The sequence below is a fragment of the Micromonospora sp. BRA006-A genome (assembly GCF_033433935.1).
GTDB classification, from domain to species: domain Bacteria; phylum Actinomycetota; class Actinomycetes; order Mycobacteriales; family Micromonosporaceae; genus Micromonospora; species Micromonospora aurantiaca.
Map to the genome: position 1 here is coordinate 4,790,664 of NZ_JANCLW010000001.1, position 14,916 is coordinate 4,805,579.

Below are 14,916 nucleotides of genomic sequence, written 5' to 3' on the forward strand. Positions count from 1 at the left end.
CTCACGCCGTCACCACTTAGTCAAGATGTCGATGCATCGATTTCACAGGTGGCGCGGGACGGTGGGCGCGAAGGCCCGTAACCTCGTCCCATGACCGTTTTCGACGTCCAGATCGACGCCCTCACCGGCGGCCCGGCCGACCTCGGCAGCTACCGCGGCCGCGCCCTGCTCGTGGTCAATGTGGCCTCCCGCTGCGGCCTCACCCCGCAGTACGCGGGCCTTCAGGAACTCGCCGACACGTACGCCGGACGCGGGCTGACCGTGCTCGGCGTGCCGTGCAACCAGTTCGCCGGCCAGGAGCCGGGCAGCGCCGCCGAGATCGAGGAGTTCTGCCAGGTCAACTACGGCGTGACGTTCCCACTGACGGAGAAGGTCGACGTCAACGGGCCGGACCGGCACCCGCTCTACGCGGAGCTGGTGTCCACGCCGGACGCCGAGGGGCACACCGGCGACGTGCGCTGGAACTTCGAGAAGTTCCTCGTCGCGCCGGACGGCACGGTGGCCGCCCGGTTCGGTCCGCAGGTCACGCCCGAGGCCCCCGAGCTGCGCGCGGCGATCGAGAAGGTCCTGCCGGCCTGAAGAGGCACACCCGCCGCCGGGCACGGCGACGCGGCACGCCCCCACGGGAGGCGTGCCGCTGCCGTGGACCGGGTCAGCCGGCGGCGGCCCGGAAGACCGGGTAGTAGCCGCCGGACTGCCCCGCGGCCGTCGGGTGGTACGACTTGCTCAGGCTCAGCACGTTCAGCGCGTGCAGCCACTTGGTCCCGTAGCTGCACAGCTGGTGGCCGACGAAGATGGAGCGGACGTCGGCGAAGGTGAAGCCGGCCGAGACGGCGGCCGTACGGGTGATGTCGTCGAGCAGGTTGATGCCCTCGTTGATCTTCGCCCGGGACGTCGCGCTGAGCCCGATGCAGGTGGTGCCGAGCTGGTAGAAGACCGGGTAGCCGACCACCACGACGCGGGCGGAGGGCGAGCGGCTCTTGATGCCGTTGTAGACGTTGGCGAGGCGGCCCGGCATCGAGGTCCGGGCCACGTTCATGGCGGACTGCACGGCCGCCACGCACTGGGTCTCCCCCTGGAGCACGCAGGTGCTCATGATGTTGGCGAAGCCGACGTCGTTGCCGCCCACCGTGACGCTGACCAGCGTGGTGGTCGAGGAGAGCGCGGAGAGCTGGCTGTTGATGACGTCCGCCGTGGTGGCGCCGGAGCAGGCGACCGAACGGTACGACGCGGGCTTGATGTTGGTGTTGTAGAGCGCCGGGTAGGCGTTCGTGCTGCGTAGACAGTTGCCGCTCTCGGAGGTGTAGCTGTCGGCGCCGACGCCGGAGGCGTACGAGTCGCCGAGCGCGACGTAGCGGTCGGACGGGGCCGCCTGGGCGGGGGCGGCCAGAGACAGAGTGACCCCGACCGAGGCGGCCAGGGTCAGGGCGAGGGTGGCAAGACGGGATCTCCGCACGTCGCACTCCTGGGGGCGTGAAGTGGTGGTGAGAGATAGATATCAATAAGATCACGGTGCATGGAAGATCACCGATTTGCGGCCGGGCGCGCATAGCGACTTACGCCGACAAATCGTTGCCGGGTTCGCGGAGCGGGATGAAGGATTGTTCCGGGAACGTCAGGCGCATCGCCGGGTCGGTGCTGGCATCGAAGACGCCGACGACCCGCTAATGCCGGCGCGCGTCAGCCACAGCGCGAGGTCAGACCGGACGGCGGCCGGCGAAACCGCACTCGACCCGGTGGTACCACCGGATGTCGGTGTCCCCCTCCAGCCAGCACCACAGCACCGCCCGGCCGTCACGCTCACCGGGGAAGTCGAGCAGCACCGGGGCGATGCCCTTGACCGCGATGTCGTGCTGGTGGAACTCGTCCACCACCACGTGCAGCCGCGCCTCCAAGGCCTTCACCTCGGCGAGCCCGCCGAGCGCGCTGACGCCGTGGTCGGCCAGGTCGACCCGCAGCTCGGCCAGGTCGGCCCGCAACCGGATCAGCTCGTCGACACGCGGCCGCAGCGTGGCCACCAGGTGTCGCGCCTGGGCGAGAGTGAACACCGGGCCAGTATGCGGCACGACCGGTGTCGTCCGGGTCACCGCTCACCCGCAGGTCGACCGTCAAGGCCGGGACGAGACGGTGGGTCCGGAATGGCCGCGGGAGACCAGACGACGCCGGCAGCCTCCCGCACCTCGGCCTGCCAGGCACGCAGGGCCCGCTTGATGCGGTCGTTCTCGCCCCGGGCGTCGTCGAGCAGCCGGGTCCGCTCCCCCAGTTCGTAGACGAGCCGATGCAACAGCGCATCGACGTCGTCGGTCCGGTAGCCGCGCCGGCCCAGCGACGTGCGGGGCAGTTCGACGGCGCTGAGCCGGTCCGCGGTGAGCGGGCCGGCCAGCGCGTGGCGGCTGCGGTAGACGCCCATCAGACGCCGAACCCGTCCGGCAGGTGGATCCGCTCGGCCGGCACCCCACCGGCGAGCAGCCGCAGCCGCGACCCGGCCACCATCAACGGCGGCCCGCACAGGTAGACCTCCTGACCGGGCCGCCAGTGGTCCAGCGCGACGGTGAGTGCGTCGCCCTGCTCTCCCGCCTCCGCCACGGGATCGTGCGAGAACGCGGGTACGACGGTCAGCCAGTCGTAGCCGCTCTGGAGCTTGTCCAGGCTGATCGGGTCGTAGAGGTCGGCGAAGGTACGGGCGCCGACGACCACTGTGACCCGGCGACCGGCCGGCGCGGCGGCGACCTGCTCGACCAGGGCGCGCAGCGGCGCCAGCCCGGTGCCCCCGGCGACGAGCAGCAGGTCCGCATTCGACGCCGGATCGAGGGTCAGGCCGGTCGACCGGGGCGGGCCGAGCCAGATCCGATCACCGGGGCGTACCCGGTGCACGAGCGTGCGGGAGACGGCGGCGACGGCACGGACGTGGAGTTCGACGGTGCCGTCGGCACGCGGAGCGTTGGCCGGCGAGTACCAACGCCACCGGCCGGGCCGGCGCTCGGTGCAGACGGGCAGCGCCTGACCGGGCCGAAACGCCAGACGGCGCCAGGGGCGCACGGTCACCACGGCGATACCGTCGGCCGCCCGGTCGTGGTCGACGACCTGCGCCGGCCACCAGGGCGGGCCGTCGTCGGCCCGCTCGACCGCACGGCTCACCGCCGCCGTGGCCCGCCGGGCGGCCCCAGTCCAGGCCGCCGCCAGCTCCGGTGTCCACCTCACCTGCCGGGACACCGTGGCGACGAGCGCGGCCTCGACGGTGAGTAGGTGCGGCACCAGCCGGTAGCGGCGGCAGGCGCGGCCGAGCACAGCCAACAGCGCCGCCCGCCCGGCCGGGTCGTCGCCACCGCTGACCAGCCGTCCGAACGCGGTGAGGAACACCGCTGCCTCCCGCTCCGGCAGCGTCCCGGGGCAGTGGTCCTCGACCGCGCACCAGAAGTGGTCGGCTGCCTCGCGGGCGTACCGCATGGTGGCGGACCACGACGCGGCCAGGGCGGCGGTCACGAGCCGACCTCGGCCGAGAAGGCCCGCCGGGCCGCTGTCACCGAGCCTGCCGGCACGTCGAGCGCCCAGAGCACCCCGGCCAGGTAGTCGACCATCCGGCGGTGCTGCGCCTCGGTCAGGCCCAGGCCCCGCCACGCCCCGGCCGCCGGCCGGGCGATGTCGCCCGCCGGTCCGCCGAGCGCCACCGTGAGAGTGAGCGCCAGGTGTCCGGCGAGCCGGGCCCGATCAACCCCGACGAGGTACGGCGCCAGCTCGGCGTCCGCCGCCACCAGCCGCAGCCACCGGGCCACCGCCTCGCGCACCGCCGTCGAGCCGGGCCAGCTCTCCATCGGGTACGCCCCGAGCCCGGTCACGCCCACGGCCAGGCGCCCGGGTCGCCGGCGGCGACCAGCTCGTCCACGCGCTCCTCGGTGAGCCCGGCCGCCCGTAGCGTGCTGCGGCCCCAGCGGGCCAGCCGACACGGATGCGGCACCCGCTCACTGCGGCACAGTGGACCCGCCGGCCACCGCTCCGGCACATGCACCGCCACCGCGCGTACGGCCAGCGCCACGTCCTCGTCGCTGACCGGGGTGAGCACCGGGAAGTCGTCCAGCACCGCCGCCATGAGAAGCCCTTCCGTCGAGAGTCGGAGCGGCACCGGGGCGGGCGGGGACGGCGGGCGCGCTCGGGTGACGCCCCACCGGAGCCCAGCACCCGCCCCGGGCCATGCGTCCACCCTCGCCAGCTTGCGGCCTACGGGGTACGACTACGCTCTGCACTTGCGCTGTACCAGCTCTGAAGTCGAGCCGCTAAGCTGCTGGCGGCCGGTCTCGACGCACTCGGAGGCGAGCCGATGACGACCGTGCAGAAGTGGACCGGGCGGGAGACCCGGATGCTGCGGCACGCGCTGCGAATGAGCATCCGCGACTTCGCCGAGCACCTCGGTGTCAGCGAGCGCACCGTCTCGAAGTGGGAGGCCGGCCGGGATGCGGTGCAACCTCGACCGGAGATGCAGGCCGCTCTCGACACCGCTCTGGTCAGAGCCAGCGATGAGGCGGTAGCCAGGTTCTGCCAGGCGACGGGCAACGAGTCTCCCGGCTCTGCTGCTTCGGTGACTTCCGGCTATCGCATGCAGTCCCACAAGTTCATCCCGGCGCACGTCGGTGGGGCTGCGGTACGGGAGTTGGCCACTTTGCCGCGGGTGAAGCCCCGCCCGCACGAGTGGCTGCACGTATGGACGACCGATGTGCCGCATCCAGACGGGCAGTGCACAGCGCACGTCTTCGCCTGCGGCGTGGTGGTGCTGCACCTCCAGCAGGAACTCACCTTCAGGAGGCTGGCGGAAGTCGCCGCCTGGCGGTACGCGAGCTACGGTGACGACCTACCGTGGGCGACCCGGCAGCTCAAACGGCTGCTCTCGGATCAGTTTGACCGACGAGAAGTGGCCCCGGAGTACGTGATGTCGATGTACCTTCCCCAGGAAATGGGGTGCCGCCCCGCGGAACTGAACAACGCCGTCCGCTTGTTGAGTCTCCCGTCAGTGCTGGTGAACCGACATGCAGCACCCCGGCCACAACTTGTTCCCGAACACGTCGAGCGGACCTTGTTGACCAAGGGGTTCGACCAGCCCACTGCTGTGCCGTTCGGAATCGCCGGGGTATCCGTCGGCTTCGCGACCTGGTCCGGACTCGCCTATCACGCAATCTCACCGGAGCGAGCCCTTACCGCCGACGAGCTGGTGTCGCTTGAGATCGACGTGCAGATGCTCTGGGCCTACTGCCGGCAGGTCCAGCGCGTGGTGGAGAACGGGCGAGACCCGGTGGTGCCTCACGGGTTCGGTTGGCGGTTCCTGAGAGCTGCCCGCTCGCGACTCACCACCGCACGAGTGCAGGAGACTGCGCAGCACTGCATGATGCGTCAGGCAGCCGTGACGACCAGCGGCCTACCCGAGCACCTGACGCAGGCCCAGGCGGCGCTTCGCGAAGCAGAAACGACGGCTGGAAGAGTCGGGGTATGAGCGGCAAGCGGGCGGCCCTGATCGTCATCGACATGCAGAACGGCTTCATCAACGACCGAAGCCGGCATGTCATCCCCAGGGTTGTGGACCTGGTCGAGCAGTGGGAGGCAACGGGCAAACCAGTCGTCTTCACGCGCTACTACAACTATCCGGGTAGCCCGTTCGAAAGGCTGATCCACTGGACGCGAATGCAGCACTCGCCCGAGACAGAGATCGTGCCTGAACTGAGCCGACATGCCGCTCGGGCACACGTGCTCGACAAGCCCACTTACTCGTATTTCACGAACGAGGGTGCGGACCTGACTGCTCGGGAAGGCTGGACCGATCTCGTGTTCTGCGGAGTGGCCACCGAGAGTTGCGTCCTCAAGTCAGCGGTGGACGCATTCGAGCGCGACCTGACGCCATGGGTGGTCACCGATGCGTCGGCCAGCCACGGCGGTCCGGCCGCACACGAGGCGGGCATTCTTGTGGCACGGCGCTTCGTCGGTTCTGGCCAGCTCATCGAGGCAGATGCGATCGGCGAGATCTTCGGCTTCTGGTGATCCTGCGATGCCACGACGACAGGCGGCATAACCGTTGCGCTGGCCGGTGACGCACTCAAAATGCTGGGGGAGCACGCAGCTGGCCACGTGGAGTCACCCGCCGACGCTACCCCGATCATCCACCGGCAGGAGGGCGAAGCCGGTCACACTCTGGCCCGCGAGAGCCAGTCTCTGCCCATCACTCCACCAGAGCAATGTCGCTCGCGGGTCGCCGCGACTTCCCAACCACATTCCTCATGCTTGACAATTACTAGATGATTCCTTCACAAGTAGGCCGCTATCCCACCAAGTACAGGTGGCACTCACTCTGGACGAACTGGTCGTGCGAAAGGGCTGCCCATTGTCGTAAACCTCGATCGTGCCGGACTGCCCCTGAGAAGACCAATCCACCTCGATGCGCCATTCGACGTCGTACTTAGAGATCACGGACGAGACAACGAAACTCTCGGCCTCATCAATCGCGACCTGATAGGGGAACTTCGCGGGATCCAAACGGGCGTTACGTTCGCCACCTATCGAGCCTGTAGTTTTCGAAGCCATGGACGGCGGATTTTTGTCGAGGTTGGCCTCCAGATATCTGTACTCGAAGGGCTCGCCGCACTGTATGTCCACAAGCGTGCCGACAAGGGGTGCCCTGCGAGCACCCACCACCACTACTCGAATGCCATCTACGACAACCCTGGCGTCCGAGACTCCTTGGACAGTAAGGAGTACTTCATGCCTGTTTACGCGCACCGCTCCCTGCTGCCGCGCCCAGGCTGGCCAGTCTATCCAGCCGTCATTTGCCTGAGGAATCGGACGAGGAGCGTCGGGCAAGACCCACCCTTCCCGGCAGTACTCGTCAGACTGCTGAACGGCAACGGTAAGCGGTGGCGAAGTTCCAGGAGTTGCAGTGGGTGGCGCAGATACCGACATCCCGGATAATGGGGCCTGCGGCTGGGTGCTAGTTAGGATATGAGGGAGGATAGATGCAACGACGGCAGAGACAGCGGTAATCGCAGCTGCCGACACCGTACCAATCAGTGCGATCTTAGCAACGTGGCGGTCGGATGAATCCGACTTATTCGATGAGACCGAATTTCGCCTTCGCCTCATTGGCGGCATTGCAACCTCTCGTAAACCCAGTAAAGCTGCCGTTCAACGTGCGATCGGCGCAGACCCCGTCGGCTAACACAGCGCAGGCCCGTCGGCGCCCTGCCACTTCCACAAGGCAGTGCGGGATAAGACGAAAAGCGTAGAGCCGTTTCGCCCGGATCGGGCCGCCTCTTCTGTCAGGCAAGCACAAGACGTGCCGTTCGAACCCTGGCTGCGGTGTAGGAGAAAATCGTTGCAGGCTCCTGACAGTCCTCGGGGATAGATCAGGCATCGGAGACCCACCTACGGGCCTCGGCGCCCCGCCGTCGCAGACTGATTCAATCACCTTGTGTCCACAGTGGCGTCAATCCCTACGGCCGAAACCCGCACGCTGACCGAAGGGATGAGTTGCGCGATCCGATCAGGCGGTAGCCTCCGCCTGTCAGGACTGGACGCGTTCCGCCTCCTGCACGAACGTGTCGCTCCGCCGCGCCCCCATCCGGTCCAGCTCGTCCAGCACCGCCCCCACCCCGTCCGCGCCCACCAGCACGGTGACGCGCAGCCGGGCCGACAGCGGCTGGTCCTGCCAGTAGCCACGCGGCAGCAGGCTCGCCTGTGGCGTCGTGGTCGCCACTGCGGCGTCGCTGACGATGACCGAGATCGCGCCCGCGCGCAGCAGCGCGTCGCGCAGGTCGGCGCTGTTCGCCGCCGGATCCGGCTCCAGCAGCGCGGTGACCACCCGTACCCGCTGGCCGGGCGGCACGGACGGTTCGCCGGCCGGCGCCGCGGCGGTACGGCGCCGGGGCGCGCCCGGCGCGGTCAGGCTGGTGACGCCGCCCAGGTGGTACGCGTCGGCGCCCTGCTGCGCCTGGTCCAGGCGTTCCTGGTCGGCCGGCGGCACACGCAGGCCGATGAGCGCCTGCACCCCGGCGGCGATCAGCCAGGTGAGGACGAAGGAGAACGCCACGACGCTCACCACGCCGACGAGCTGGCGCCACAGGAGGCCGCCTCCGCCGCCGAGGAACAGCCCGTCGGCGCCGAGCGGGTTGACCCCGCGGTTGCCGAACAGGCCGAGCAGGAGCGTGCCGAGCATGCCGCCGACGAAGTGCACGGCGAGCACGTCGAGCGCGTCGTCGAGGCGCAGCAGGTACTTCAGTTTCAGCGCGAAGTGGCAGACCAGGCCGGCCAGCGCGCCGATCGCGACGGCCGACGCCGCGTTGACGTACCCGGCGGTCGGGGTGACAGTCGCGAGGCCCGCGACCGCGCCGGAAACAGCGCCCACGACGGTGCTGTGTCCGTCGGTGACGCGTTCCAGCGCCAGCCAGACGAGCATCGCCGCGGCGGCGGCCAGGTGCGTGTTGAGGACGGCCTGGGCGGCCAGGCCGTTGGCCTGGAGGCCGTCGCCGCCGTTGAAGCCGAACCAGCCGAACCAGAGGATGCCGGCGCCGACGATGGTCAGCGGGATCGAGTTCGGCGGTGCGGCGGTGTGCGGCCAGTCCCGGCGCCGGCCGACGACGAGCAGGACGGCGAGGACGGCGGCGCCGGCGCTGGCGTGCACGACGAGCCCGCCGGCCCAGTCCTGGGTGCCGAACTTGGCGAGCCATCCGCCGGGGTGCCAGAGCCAGTGCGCGATCGGCGCGTAGACCACTATCGACCAGACCGCGAGGAACAGCACCCAGCCGCCGAAGCGCAGCCGGCCGGCGGTGGCACCGGTGACGAGCGCCGGTGTGATCACCGCGAACATCATCTGGAACAGCACGAACGCCAGCGTCGGGATGGTGATCCGGCCGTCGATGACGTGCAGGTTCGGCGCGGGCGGCACCTTCAGGTCGGTGAGCCCGAACAGTTCCAGGTTGCCGAAGAGTCCGCTGCCGGCGTCGTCGCCGAAGGCGATCGTGTAGCCGACGAGCACCCAGGTCAGGCTGACCACGCCCAGCGCGATCATGTTCTGTTGCAGCATCGCCAGGACGTTGCGGGTGCGGACCATGCCGCCGTAGAACGCGGCGAGCCCCGGCGTCATGAACAGGACGAGGCCGGCGCAGACGAGCACCCAGGCGGTGTCACCCGCGTTCGGAGCGGACACGGTTTCCCTCCTTCTCTCGCAGGTGGACGGAGTCGCGGACGGTGTGCATCACGGTGTCCTTGACCCGTTCGTGGTTGGGCACCGGCGCGAAGTGCCGGTCCGGCAGCAGCAACAGCCAGGTGGCGATGTTGAACGGCCCGGTCAGCACCGGGATGCCGAGCGGGGTGAGCATGGTGGTCAGCGCCATCTGCACGAACAGCGTCAGCGCGATGCCGAACAGCGTGTAGACGGTGACCAGCGCGCCGGGGCGGTGCGCCACGGCGCCCACCACGATCGCGGTCAGCACCGCGTTGAAGGCGAACAGGCCCTTGTCCAGGGACGCGCCGTCGGCGCCGAACCAGAGCGCCAGCAATGTCGCGCCGACGGCGCCGATCACCGCGAACAGCGCCGCCCACCGGGAGTTGATCAGCAGGGCGACGAGGATGAGCAGGCCGGTGACCCAGCTCTCGATCAGGTAGATCTGGGACACGCCCTTGAAGAAGACCGGGATGAGGCCCCAGTCGAACGTGCCGCCGGTCAGCGATCCCTCACCGGGGAACTTCGGCGTCAGCTTGGTGAGGACGGTGAACCTGTCGAACTGGTACGCCGCCATCAGCAGGAACCAGGTCGTGAGCACGAACGGGAACGTGTAGGCGGTCAGGTTCCAGCGTTTGAAGACGGCGTTGAGGGCGAGCGTGACCACCACCGTGCCGATCGCGCCGAGCACGAGGTAGAGCCACATCAGCGGACGCTGGTCGAGGAACGTGGGCACCGCGAGGCCGGTCAGCAGCGGGCTGAAGCCGAACAGGCCCTTGCGCCAGCTGGACATGTCGACACGCAGCGCCAGCGCGGTCGCGGTGCCCACGACCAGGCCGAGCACGCCGCCGCCGAACACCCGGGGCGTCCCGTTCTCGAACGCGCCCCAGGCCAGCGCGATCAGGATGAGCAGGCCGCTGAGCGGATTGTTCTGGAGCACCACCTGCGCGGCGCCGCGCAGGCTGGCGTCGACGAACCCGGCCGCCGGGTTCCGGTCGGCCAGGTGGTGCCAGCCTCGTCCGATGTCGGCCATGTCGCTGTTCTCCCTCGCCTCAACGCCAGCTGAAGACCGGCGGGAAGGTGCAGCCGGTCACCTCTTCGCGGGCGGCAGTGCAGAACGCGCGTACCGCGGCGCGGACCGGTTCGGTCTCCTGCCCGAGCACCTTGAACACCAGACCGGCGTCGTTCGGCAGCCGGCTGACGGCGGTGGCCAGCGGTGTCTGCTCGTCCCACACCGGCGTCGCGGTCCGTTCGAAGACCCGGGCCGCCCGGTCCGGGTCGGTGAGCAGCACGGCGTTGCCGAAGACGTGGAAGCGGTCCATCATCCCGATCCGCGACACCGGGAACCGGCCGGGCGTGATGACGAACTTCTCGACGAACAGCGGGCGTCCGTCGGGCCGCTGCGCCCGCAGCGTGGTGGAGAACAGGTCGTACGCGAAGATCTCGCCGTCACGGTAGTACTTGCGGCCGGGCTGGAGCACCTCGGCGTACAGCATCGTGGCGCTCTCCGGCAGCCGGACCACGGTGTCGGAGACGAACCGGCTGCGCCGGAACGGGATCACCGGTTCGGGCAGGAACTCCAGGTAGGCGTCCTCGGCCAGGGTGAAGCTCTGGGTCTGGGTGCCGTAGTTGGCGTCCATCTCCTGGATCTTGGTGGCGGCCTGGGTGACCAGGTGCGCCTGCGCACCCGGCCCCAGGTCGACGTCGATGCGCAGCCGGTCGCCCTGGAGCACGCCGCCGGAGGTGGTGAGGATCATGACGCAGGGCAGGCCCGGCATCTCCTCGTCCCAGTACAGCGCGCGCTGCACCAGCAGCGGAGACTGCCGGAAGACGTCGCGCATGATGGTCCGGTCCTCGCGCCGCTCGAACCCCAGCCGGAGGATGCCCACCTTGCCGTTCGCGGCGGCCGGCAGCTGCGCCGGCTGGTCCTGGTACGGCGCGAGTTCCCGGACGGAGTCCAGAGTGGTCATGCGAGGACTTCGGCGTCGAACAGCGCGTTGCGGCGGACCAGGTCCACCAGGTCGTCGATGCCCTCGCCGGTCTTGCAGTTGGTGAACACGAACGGCTTGCCGCCGCGCATCATCTCGGCGTCGCGGGCCATCACGTCCAGGTCGGCGTCGACGTACGGGGCCAGGTCGGTCTTGTTGATCACGAGGATGTCGGACTTGGAGATACCGGGGCCGTTCTTGCGCGGGATCTTGTCGCCGGCCGCCACGTCGATCACGTAGATGAAGTAGTCGACGAGCGCGGGGCTGAAGGTGAGCGTGAGGTTGTCGCCGCCGCTCTCGATGAGCACGACGTCGCTGTCCGGGAACCGCGCCTCCATGTCCTCGACCGCGGCGAGGTTCATGCTCGGGTCCTCGCGTACGGCGGTGTGCGGGCAGGCGCCGGTCTCCACGCCGACGATGCGTTCCTCCACCAGCACGCCGGTCAGGGCGCGGCGGACGTGTTTGGCGTCCTCGGTGGTGACCACGTCGTTGGTGATGACCAGGATGCGCAGGCCCTGCTCGACCAGGCGGGGCACGACGGCCTCGATGATGGCCGTCTTGCCGCTGCCCACCGGGCCGCCGACGCCGATCCGACTCGCTGATTTCATTTCCGAAAGCCCTTCAGGTGATGAGCACTCAGCTCATGAACATCCGTACGTGTGCGTGCTGGTGTGCGCCGGCCAGCACGTCGAGGTGCGGCGCGAAGCTCTGCATGTCGTCGAGCCCGGCGGTGCGCACGTCCTCGTAGTCCTCGCCGACCCGCTCGTTGACCGCGAAGAGGATCGACTGGGTGTCGAGGTGGTCCACCCGCATGAGCCGGACCGCCGCGCCGAGCACCATGGAGGCCGCGCCGTACTGGTGGGCGGCGAACGCGTCCGCCTCGCCCACGCCGAGTTCGGCGAAGAGCACGCCGAGCGCGACCGGGTAGGTGACCGGGACGCCGCCGCTCTCCGCGACGCGCTTGCGCAGCAGGGACTCCCCCACCACCCGTTCGGCGGCCTCGGCCAGCTTGCGCCCCATGCGGACGGTCATCGTCCGCGTCTCCTCGTTGATCTTGCGCAGGTGTACGGCCTCTTCGGCCGCCCGGATCCGGTCGAGGTCGCCGGCGCGGGCGGCGCGGTGCGCCACGAGCAGCGCCACCCCGTCAGCGGTGGCGGCGGCGCGCGTGACGGTACGTACGAACTCCTGCAACGTGGTCCGGTCGTGCACCGCGCCCTGCTCGACCGCCGTCTCCAGCCCGTTGGAGAAGGAGAAGGCGCCGACCGGGAAGACCGAGTCGCCGAACTGGAGCAGTTTCAGTGCCCCGGTCACCGTGGACACCCCGGCCCCTCAGTTCAGGTCGGCGGGCAGGTGCGTGTGCGGGGTCGAGTCGGCCCCGCCGAACAGGCGCCGCGACTCGTGCGGGGCCAGGTACGCGATGATCTCGGTGCCGGGGATGAACTCGTGGGTGAGACCGGTGAACGCGTGGGTCCGCATCACCGAGTCCATGACCTTGCGGTCCACGGTCAGCGGGACGTACATCTTGGTGCCCTTCACCACCGCCGGCCAGTGCTGGTTGCCGATCGCGTGGCCGAGTTCGACGGCCGAGCGGATCACCATGTCCAGGGACTCCCCGTGCAGCGTGTCGAGGTGCACGACCATCACCTCGCCGAGCGCGATCCGGGCCACCACCGCGGTCGCGGTGTCGTCGTCCCAGGCCAGCACGTCGCCGTCGCGCAGCCGTACGCCGCGGGCCAGGGACAGCGCCAGTTCGGTCCCGAGGCTTGTGGTGCGGCGCAGCCGGCTCTTCTGGGCGTCCCACTGGTCGAGGACCAGGTCGTCGACCTTGGCCTCCCGGAGCCGCTCGGTCCAGGCCGGCTCGTTCACGTTGCCGAGTACCGTTTCGACGAGCATGTGTTCTCCTTTCACGCGGCCCCGCCGCCGGCCCGGCCGGGGCGGGACACCGCGCCGGGTCAGCTGAAGAAGTAGAGCTGGCTGAGGGGGAGGTTCTTGGCCGCCGGCACCGTCGCGTGCACGCCGTCCATCTTCACGGCGAAGGTCTCCGGGTCGACTTCGAGCTTCGGCGTACGGTCGTTGCGCACCATGTCGCGCTTGGTCAGGTTGCGGCAGCCGTAGACCGGCATGACCTGCCGTTGCAGGCCGAGCTGTTCGGCCACACCCGACTCGTGTGCGGCCCGGGACACGAACGTCACGCAGTTCTTGGCGACCTGGGTGCCGGTGGCGCCGAACATGGGCCGGTAGTAGACCGGCTGCGGCGTGGGCAGCGACGCGTTCGGGTCGCCCATGATCGACCAGGCGATCATGCCGCCCTTGAGCACCATCTTCGGCTTCGTGCCGAAGAACGCGGGCTCCCAGAGCACCAGGTCGGCGAGCTTGCCCGGGCTGACCGAGCCGATGACGTGCGAGACGCCCTGGGTGATCGCCGGGTTGATGGTCATCTTGGCGACGTAGCGCAGCACGCGGAAGTTGTCGTTGGCGTCGGAGTCCTCGGCCAGCTTGCCCCGGACGTTCTTCATCTGCCCGGCGAGCTGGACGGTCCGCAGCCAGGTCTCCCCCACCCGGCCCATGGCCTGCGAGTCGCTCTGCATCATCGAGATGACGCCCTCGTCGAGGAGCACGTCCTCGGCGGCGATCGTCTCGGTGCGGATGCGGCTCTCCACGAAGGCGACGTCCGAGGGCACCTTCGGGTTGAAGTTGTGGCAGACCATGATCATGTCGTACAGCTCGGACTGGCTGTTGATGCCGTACGGCACTGTCGGCGTGGTCGAGGCGGGCAGGACGTTCATCTGGCCGGCGACCTTGATGATGTCCGGCGCGTGCCCGCCGCCGGCGCCCTCGGTGTGGAAGGTGTGGATGGTCCGGCCCTCGAAGGCGGCGATGCTGTCCTCGATGTAGCCGCTCTCGTTGAGCGTGTCGGTGTGGATGCTGATCTGGACGTCGTACTCGTCGGCGACCGCCAGGCAGGACCGGATCACCGCGGGCGGCGCACCCCAGTCCTCGTGGATCTTGAAGCTGGGCACCCCGGCCATGATCTGCTCGACGAGCGGCGCCCGGCCGCTGCTGTTGCCCTTGCCCAGCAGGCCGATGTTGATCGGCAGGTTCTCGAAGGCCCGCATCATGTTCTGGATGTTCCAGGGGCCGGGGGTGATGGTGACGCCGTTGGTGCTGTCGCTGGGCCCGGTGCCGCCGCCCCACAGGGTGGTGACGCCGTTGCTGAGCGCGGCGTACACCTGCTGCGGGGTGACCAGGTGGACGTGCGCGTCGATGCCGCCGGCGGTCAGGATCAGGTGCTCGCCGGAGATCGCGTCGGTGCCCGGACCGGTCACCAGGCCCGGGGTCACCCCGTCCATGATGTTGGGGTTGCCGGCCTTGCCGATCCCGGCGATCCTGCCGTCCTTGATCCCCACGTCCGCCTTGACCACGCCGAGCAGCGCGTCCACGATGGTCACGTTGGTGATCACCAGGTCCACCACGCCCTCGGCGCTGGTGGCCTGGCTGGCACTGCCCATGCCGTCGCGCAGGGTCTTGCCACCGCCGTACATGACCTCGTCACCGAGGACCCGCAGATCCTTCTCGATCTCGATGTAGAGGTCGGTGTCACCCAGACGGATCTGGTCGCCCGTGGTCGGGCCGTACATTCCGGCATATTCCTGCCGTGAGATCTGACTCATGCGTTGTCGCTCCAGCTCTGGCGCGTCGAAGGATTGCCGGGCTACTTGTCGCCCTTGCCGCTCT

General features: G+C 69.3%; 16 protein-coding genes. 3 read left to right on the top strand and 13 right to left on the bottom strand.

The window, feature by feature from the left end:
• Positions 1 to 90 precede the first annotated feature (90 nt).
• Positions 91 to 579, top strand: a complete 489-nt coding sequence (locus NMK34_RS21645) for a glutathione peroxidase (RefSeq protein WP_318334953.1) — start codon at positions 91 to 93, stop codon at positions 577 to 579.
• Between the two features lie 73 nt (positions 580 to 652).
• Here NMK34_RS21645 and NMK34_RS21650 read toward each other — a convergent pair whose 3' ends face one another.
• The 6 genes from NMK34_RS21650 to NMK34_RS21675 all read right to left on the bottom strand — a co-directional run bounded on the left by NMK34_RS21650 (position 653) and on the right by NMK34_RS21675 (position 4,087).
• On the bottom strand, positions 653 to 1,456 hold the full coding sequence (locus NMK34_RS21650; protein WP_318334954.1) for an SGNH/GDSL hydrolase family protein: 804 nt from the start codon (positions 1,454 to 1,456) through the stop codon (positions 653 to 655).
• A gap of 241 nt (positions 1,457 to 1,697) precedes the next feature.
• The gene (locus NMK34_RS21655) at positions 1,698 to 2,048 is read right to left on the bottom strand and encodes a DUF2203 domain-containing protein (RefSeq protein WP_018785307.1); all 351 of its coding nucleotides are present in this window, start codon (positions 2,046 to 2,048) and stop codon (positions 1,698 to 1,700) included.
• A 35-nt stretch (positions 2,049 to 2,083) separates the two neighbouring features.
• Complete coding sequence (locus NMK34_RS21660; protein WP_318334955.1) at positions 2,084 to 2,410, bottom strand: DivIVA domain-containing protein; 327 nt, start codon at positions 2,408 to 2,410, stop codon at positions 2,084 to 2,086.
• Positions 2,410 to 3,483: an FAD-binding oxidoreductase gene (locus NMK34_RS21665; protein ID WP_318334956.1), complete on the bottom strand. Its 1,074-nt coding sequence runs from the start codon at positions 3,481 to 3,483 to the stop codon at positions 2,410 to 2,412. Before NMK34_RS21665 ends, NMK34_RS21660 begins: the two co-directional genes overlap by 1 nt.
• On the bottom strand, positions 3,480 to 3,842 hold the full coding sequence (locus NMK34_RS21670; protein ID WP_318334957.1) for a hypothetical protein: 363 nt from the start codon (positions 3,840 to 3,842) through the stop codon (positions 3,480 to 3,482). Before NMK34_RS21670 ends, NMK34_RS21665 begins: the two co-directional genes overlap by 4 nt.
• A complete protein-coding gene (locus tag NMK34_RS21675; protein WP_260034121.1) occupies positions 3,833 to 4,087 on the bottom strand; it encodes a hypothetical protein in 255 nt (84 codons plus the stop codon). The genes NMK34_RS21670 and NMK34_RS21675 overlap by 10 nt, the downstream gene beginning before the upstream one ends.
• Positions 4,088 to 4,315: 228 nt before the next feature.
• Between NMK34_RS21675 and NMK34_RS21680 the strand changes: the two genes are divergently transcribed.
• Together NMK34_RS21680 and NMK34_RS21685 are read left to right on the top strand one after the other, a co-directional pair.
• Positions 4,316 to 5,479: a helix-turn-helix transcriptional regulator gene (locus NMK34_RS21680; RefSeq protein WP_318334958.1), complete on the top strand. Its 1,164-nt coding sequence runs from the start codon at positions 4,316 to 4,318 to the stop codon at positions 5,477 to 5,479.
• Positions 5,476 to 6,021 carry an isochorismatase family cysteine hydrolase gene (locus tag NMK34_RS21685; RefSeq protein ID WP_318334959.1) on the top strand — a complete coding sequence of 182 codons (546 nt, stop codon included), beginning with the start codon at positions 5,476 to 5,478 and terminating at the stop codon, positions 6,019 to 6,021. The genes NMK34_RS21680 and NMK34_RS21685 overlap by 4 nt, the downstream gene beginning before the upstream one ends.
• 1,516 nt (positions 6,022 to 7,537) lie before the next feature.
• On the opposite strand, the gene NMK34_RS21690 is transcribed toward NMK34_RS21685, so the two are convergent.
• Genes NMK34_RS21690 through NMK34_RS21720 form a run of 7 tightly spaced genes read right to left on the bottom strand, consistent with a single transcriptional unit; the run spans position 7,538 to position 14,852 of the window.
• Positions 7,538 to 9,178 carry an ammonium transporter gene (locus NMK34_RS21690; protein ID WP_318334960.1) on the bottom strand — a complete coding sequence of 547 codons (1,641 nt, stop codon included), beginning with the start codon at positions 9,176 to 9,178 and terminating at the stop codon, positions 7,538 to 7,540.
• Positions 9,156 to 10,226: an urea transporter gene (gene yut, locus NMK34_RS21695; RefSeq protein ID WP_318334961.1), complete on the bottom strand. Its 1,071-nt coding sequence runs from the start codon at positions 10,224 to 10,226 to the stop codon at positions 9,156 to 9,158. Before yut ends, NMK34_RS21690 begins: the two co-directional genes overlap by 23 nt.
• Before the next feature lie 19 nt (positions 10,227 to 10,245).
• Positions 10,246 to 11,163, bottom strand: coding sequence for an urease accessory protein UreD (locus tag NMK34_RS21700; RefSeq protein WP_318334962.1), 918 nt, complete (start codon positions 11,161 to 11,163; stop codon positions 10,246 to 10,248).
• On the bottom strand, positions 11,160 to 11,789 hold the full coding sequence (gene ureG / locus NMK34_RS21705; protein ID WP_260034115.1) for an urease accessory protein UreG: 630 nt from the start codon (positions 11,787 to 11,789) through the stop codon (positions 11,160 to 11,162). The genes NMK34_RS21700 and ureG overlap by 4 nt, the downstream gene beginning before the upstream one ends.
• Positions 11,790 to 11,817: 28 nt before the next feature.
• Entirely contained in the window at positions 11,818 to 12,492 is a 675-nt protein-coding gene (locus NMK34_RS21710) for an urease accessory protein UreF (protein WP_318334963.1), read from the bottom strand.
• An 18-nt stretch (positions 12,493 to 12,510) separates the two neighbouring features.
• Positions 12,511 to 13,074: an urease accessory protein UreE gene (gene ureE, locus NMK34_RS21715; RefSeq protein WP_318334964.1), complete on the bottom strand. Its 564-nt coding sequence runs from the start codon at positions 13,072 to 13,074 to the stop codon at positions 12,511 to 12,513.
• 59 nt (positions 13,075 to 13,133) lie between these two features.
• Positions 13,134 to 14,852 (bottom strand): urease subunit alpha, encoded by a 1,719-nt coding sequence (locus tag NMK34_RS21720; RefSeq protein ID WP_318334965.1) that lies wholly within the window; start codon positions 14,850 to 14,852, stop codon positions 13,134 to 13,136.
• Positions 14,853 to 14,916: the final 64 nt, after the last annotated feature.

Bases quoted from the DNA above. Each gene is read 5' to 3' on its own strand.
- NMK34_RS21645 (WP_318334953.1), top strand. From the start codon at position 91: ATGACCGTTTTCGACGTCCAGATCGACGCCCTCACCGGCGGCCCGGCC.
- NMK34_RS21660 (WP_318334955.1), bottom strand. From the start codon at position 2,410: ATGGGCGTCTACCGCAGCCGCCACGCGCTGGCCGGCCCGCTCACCGCG.
- NMK34_RS21675 (WP_260034121.1), bottom strand. From the start codon at position 4,087: ATGGCGGCGGTGCTGGACGACTTCCCGGTGCTCACCCCGGTCAGCGAC.
- NMK34_RS21680 (WP_318334958.1), top strand. From the start codon at position 4,316: ATGACGACCGTGCAGAAGTGGACCGGGCGGGAGACCCGGATGCTGCGG.
- NMK34_RS21685 (WP_318334959.1), top strand. From the start codon at position 5,476: ATGAGCGGCAAGCGGGCGGCCCTGATCGTCATCGACATGCAGAACGGC.
- yut (WP_318334961.1), bottom strand. From the start codon at position 10,226: ATGGCCGACATCGGACGAGGCTGGCACCACCTGGCCGACCGGAACCCG.
- NMK34_RS21700 (WP_318334962.1), bottom strand. From the start codon at position 11,163: ATGACCACTCTGGACTCCGTCCGGGAACTCGCGCCGTACCAGGACCAG.
- ureG (WP_260034115.1), bottom strand. From the start codon at position 11,789: ATGAAATCAGCGAGTCGGATCGGCGTCGGCGGCCCGGTGGGCAGCGGC.
- ureE (WP_318334964.1), bottom strand. From the start codon at position 13,074: ATGCTCGTCGAAACGGTACTCGGCAACGTGAACGAGCCGGCCTGGACC.
- NMK34_RS21720 (WP_318334965.1), bottom strand. From the start codon at position 14,852: ATGAGTCAGATCTCACGGCAGGAATATGCCGGAATGTACGGCCCGACC.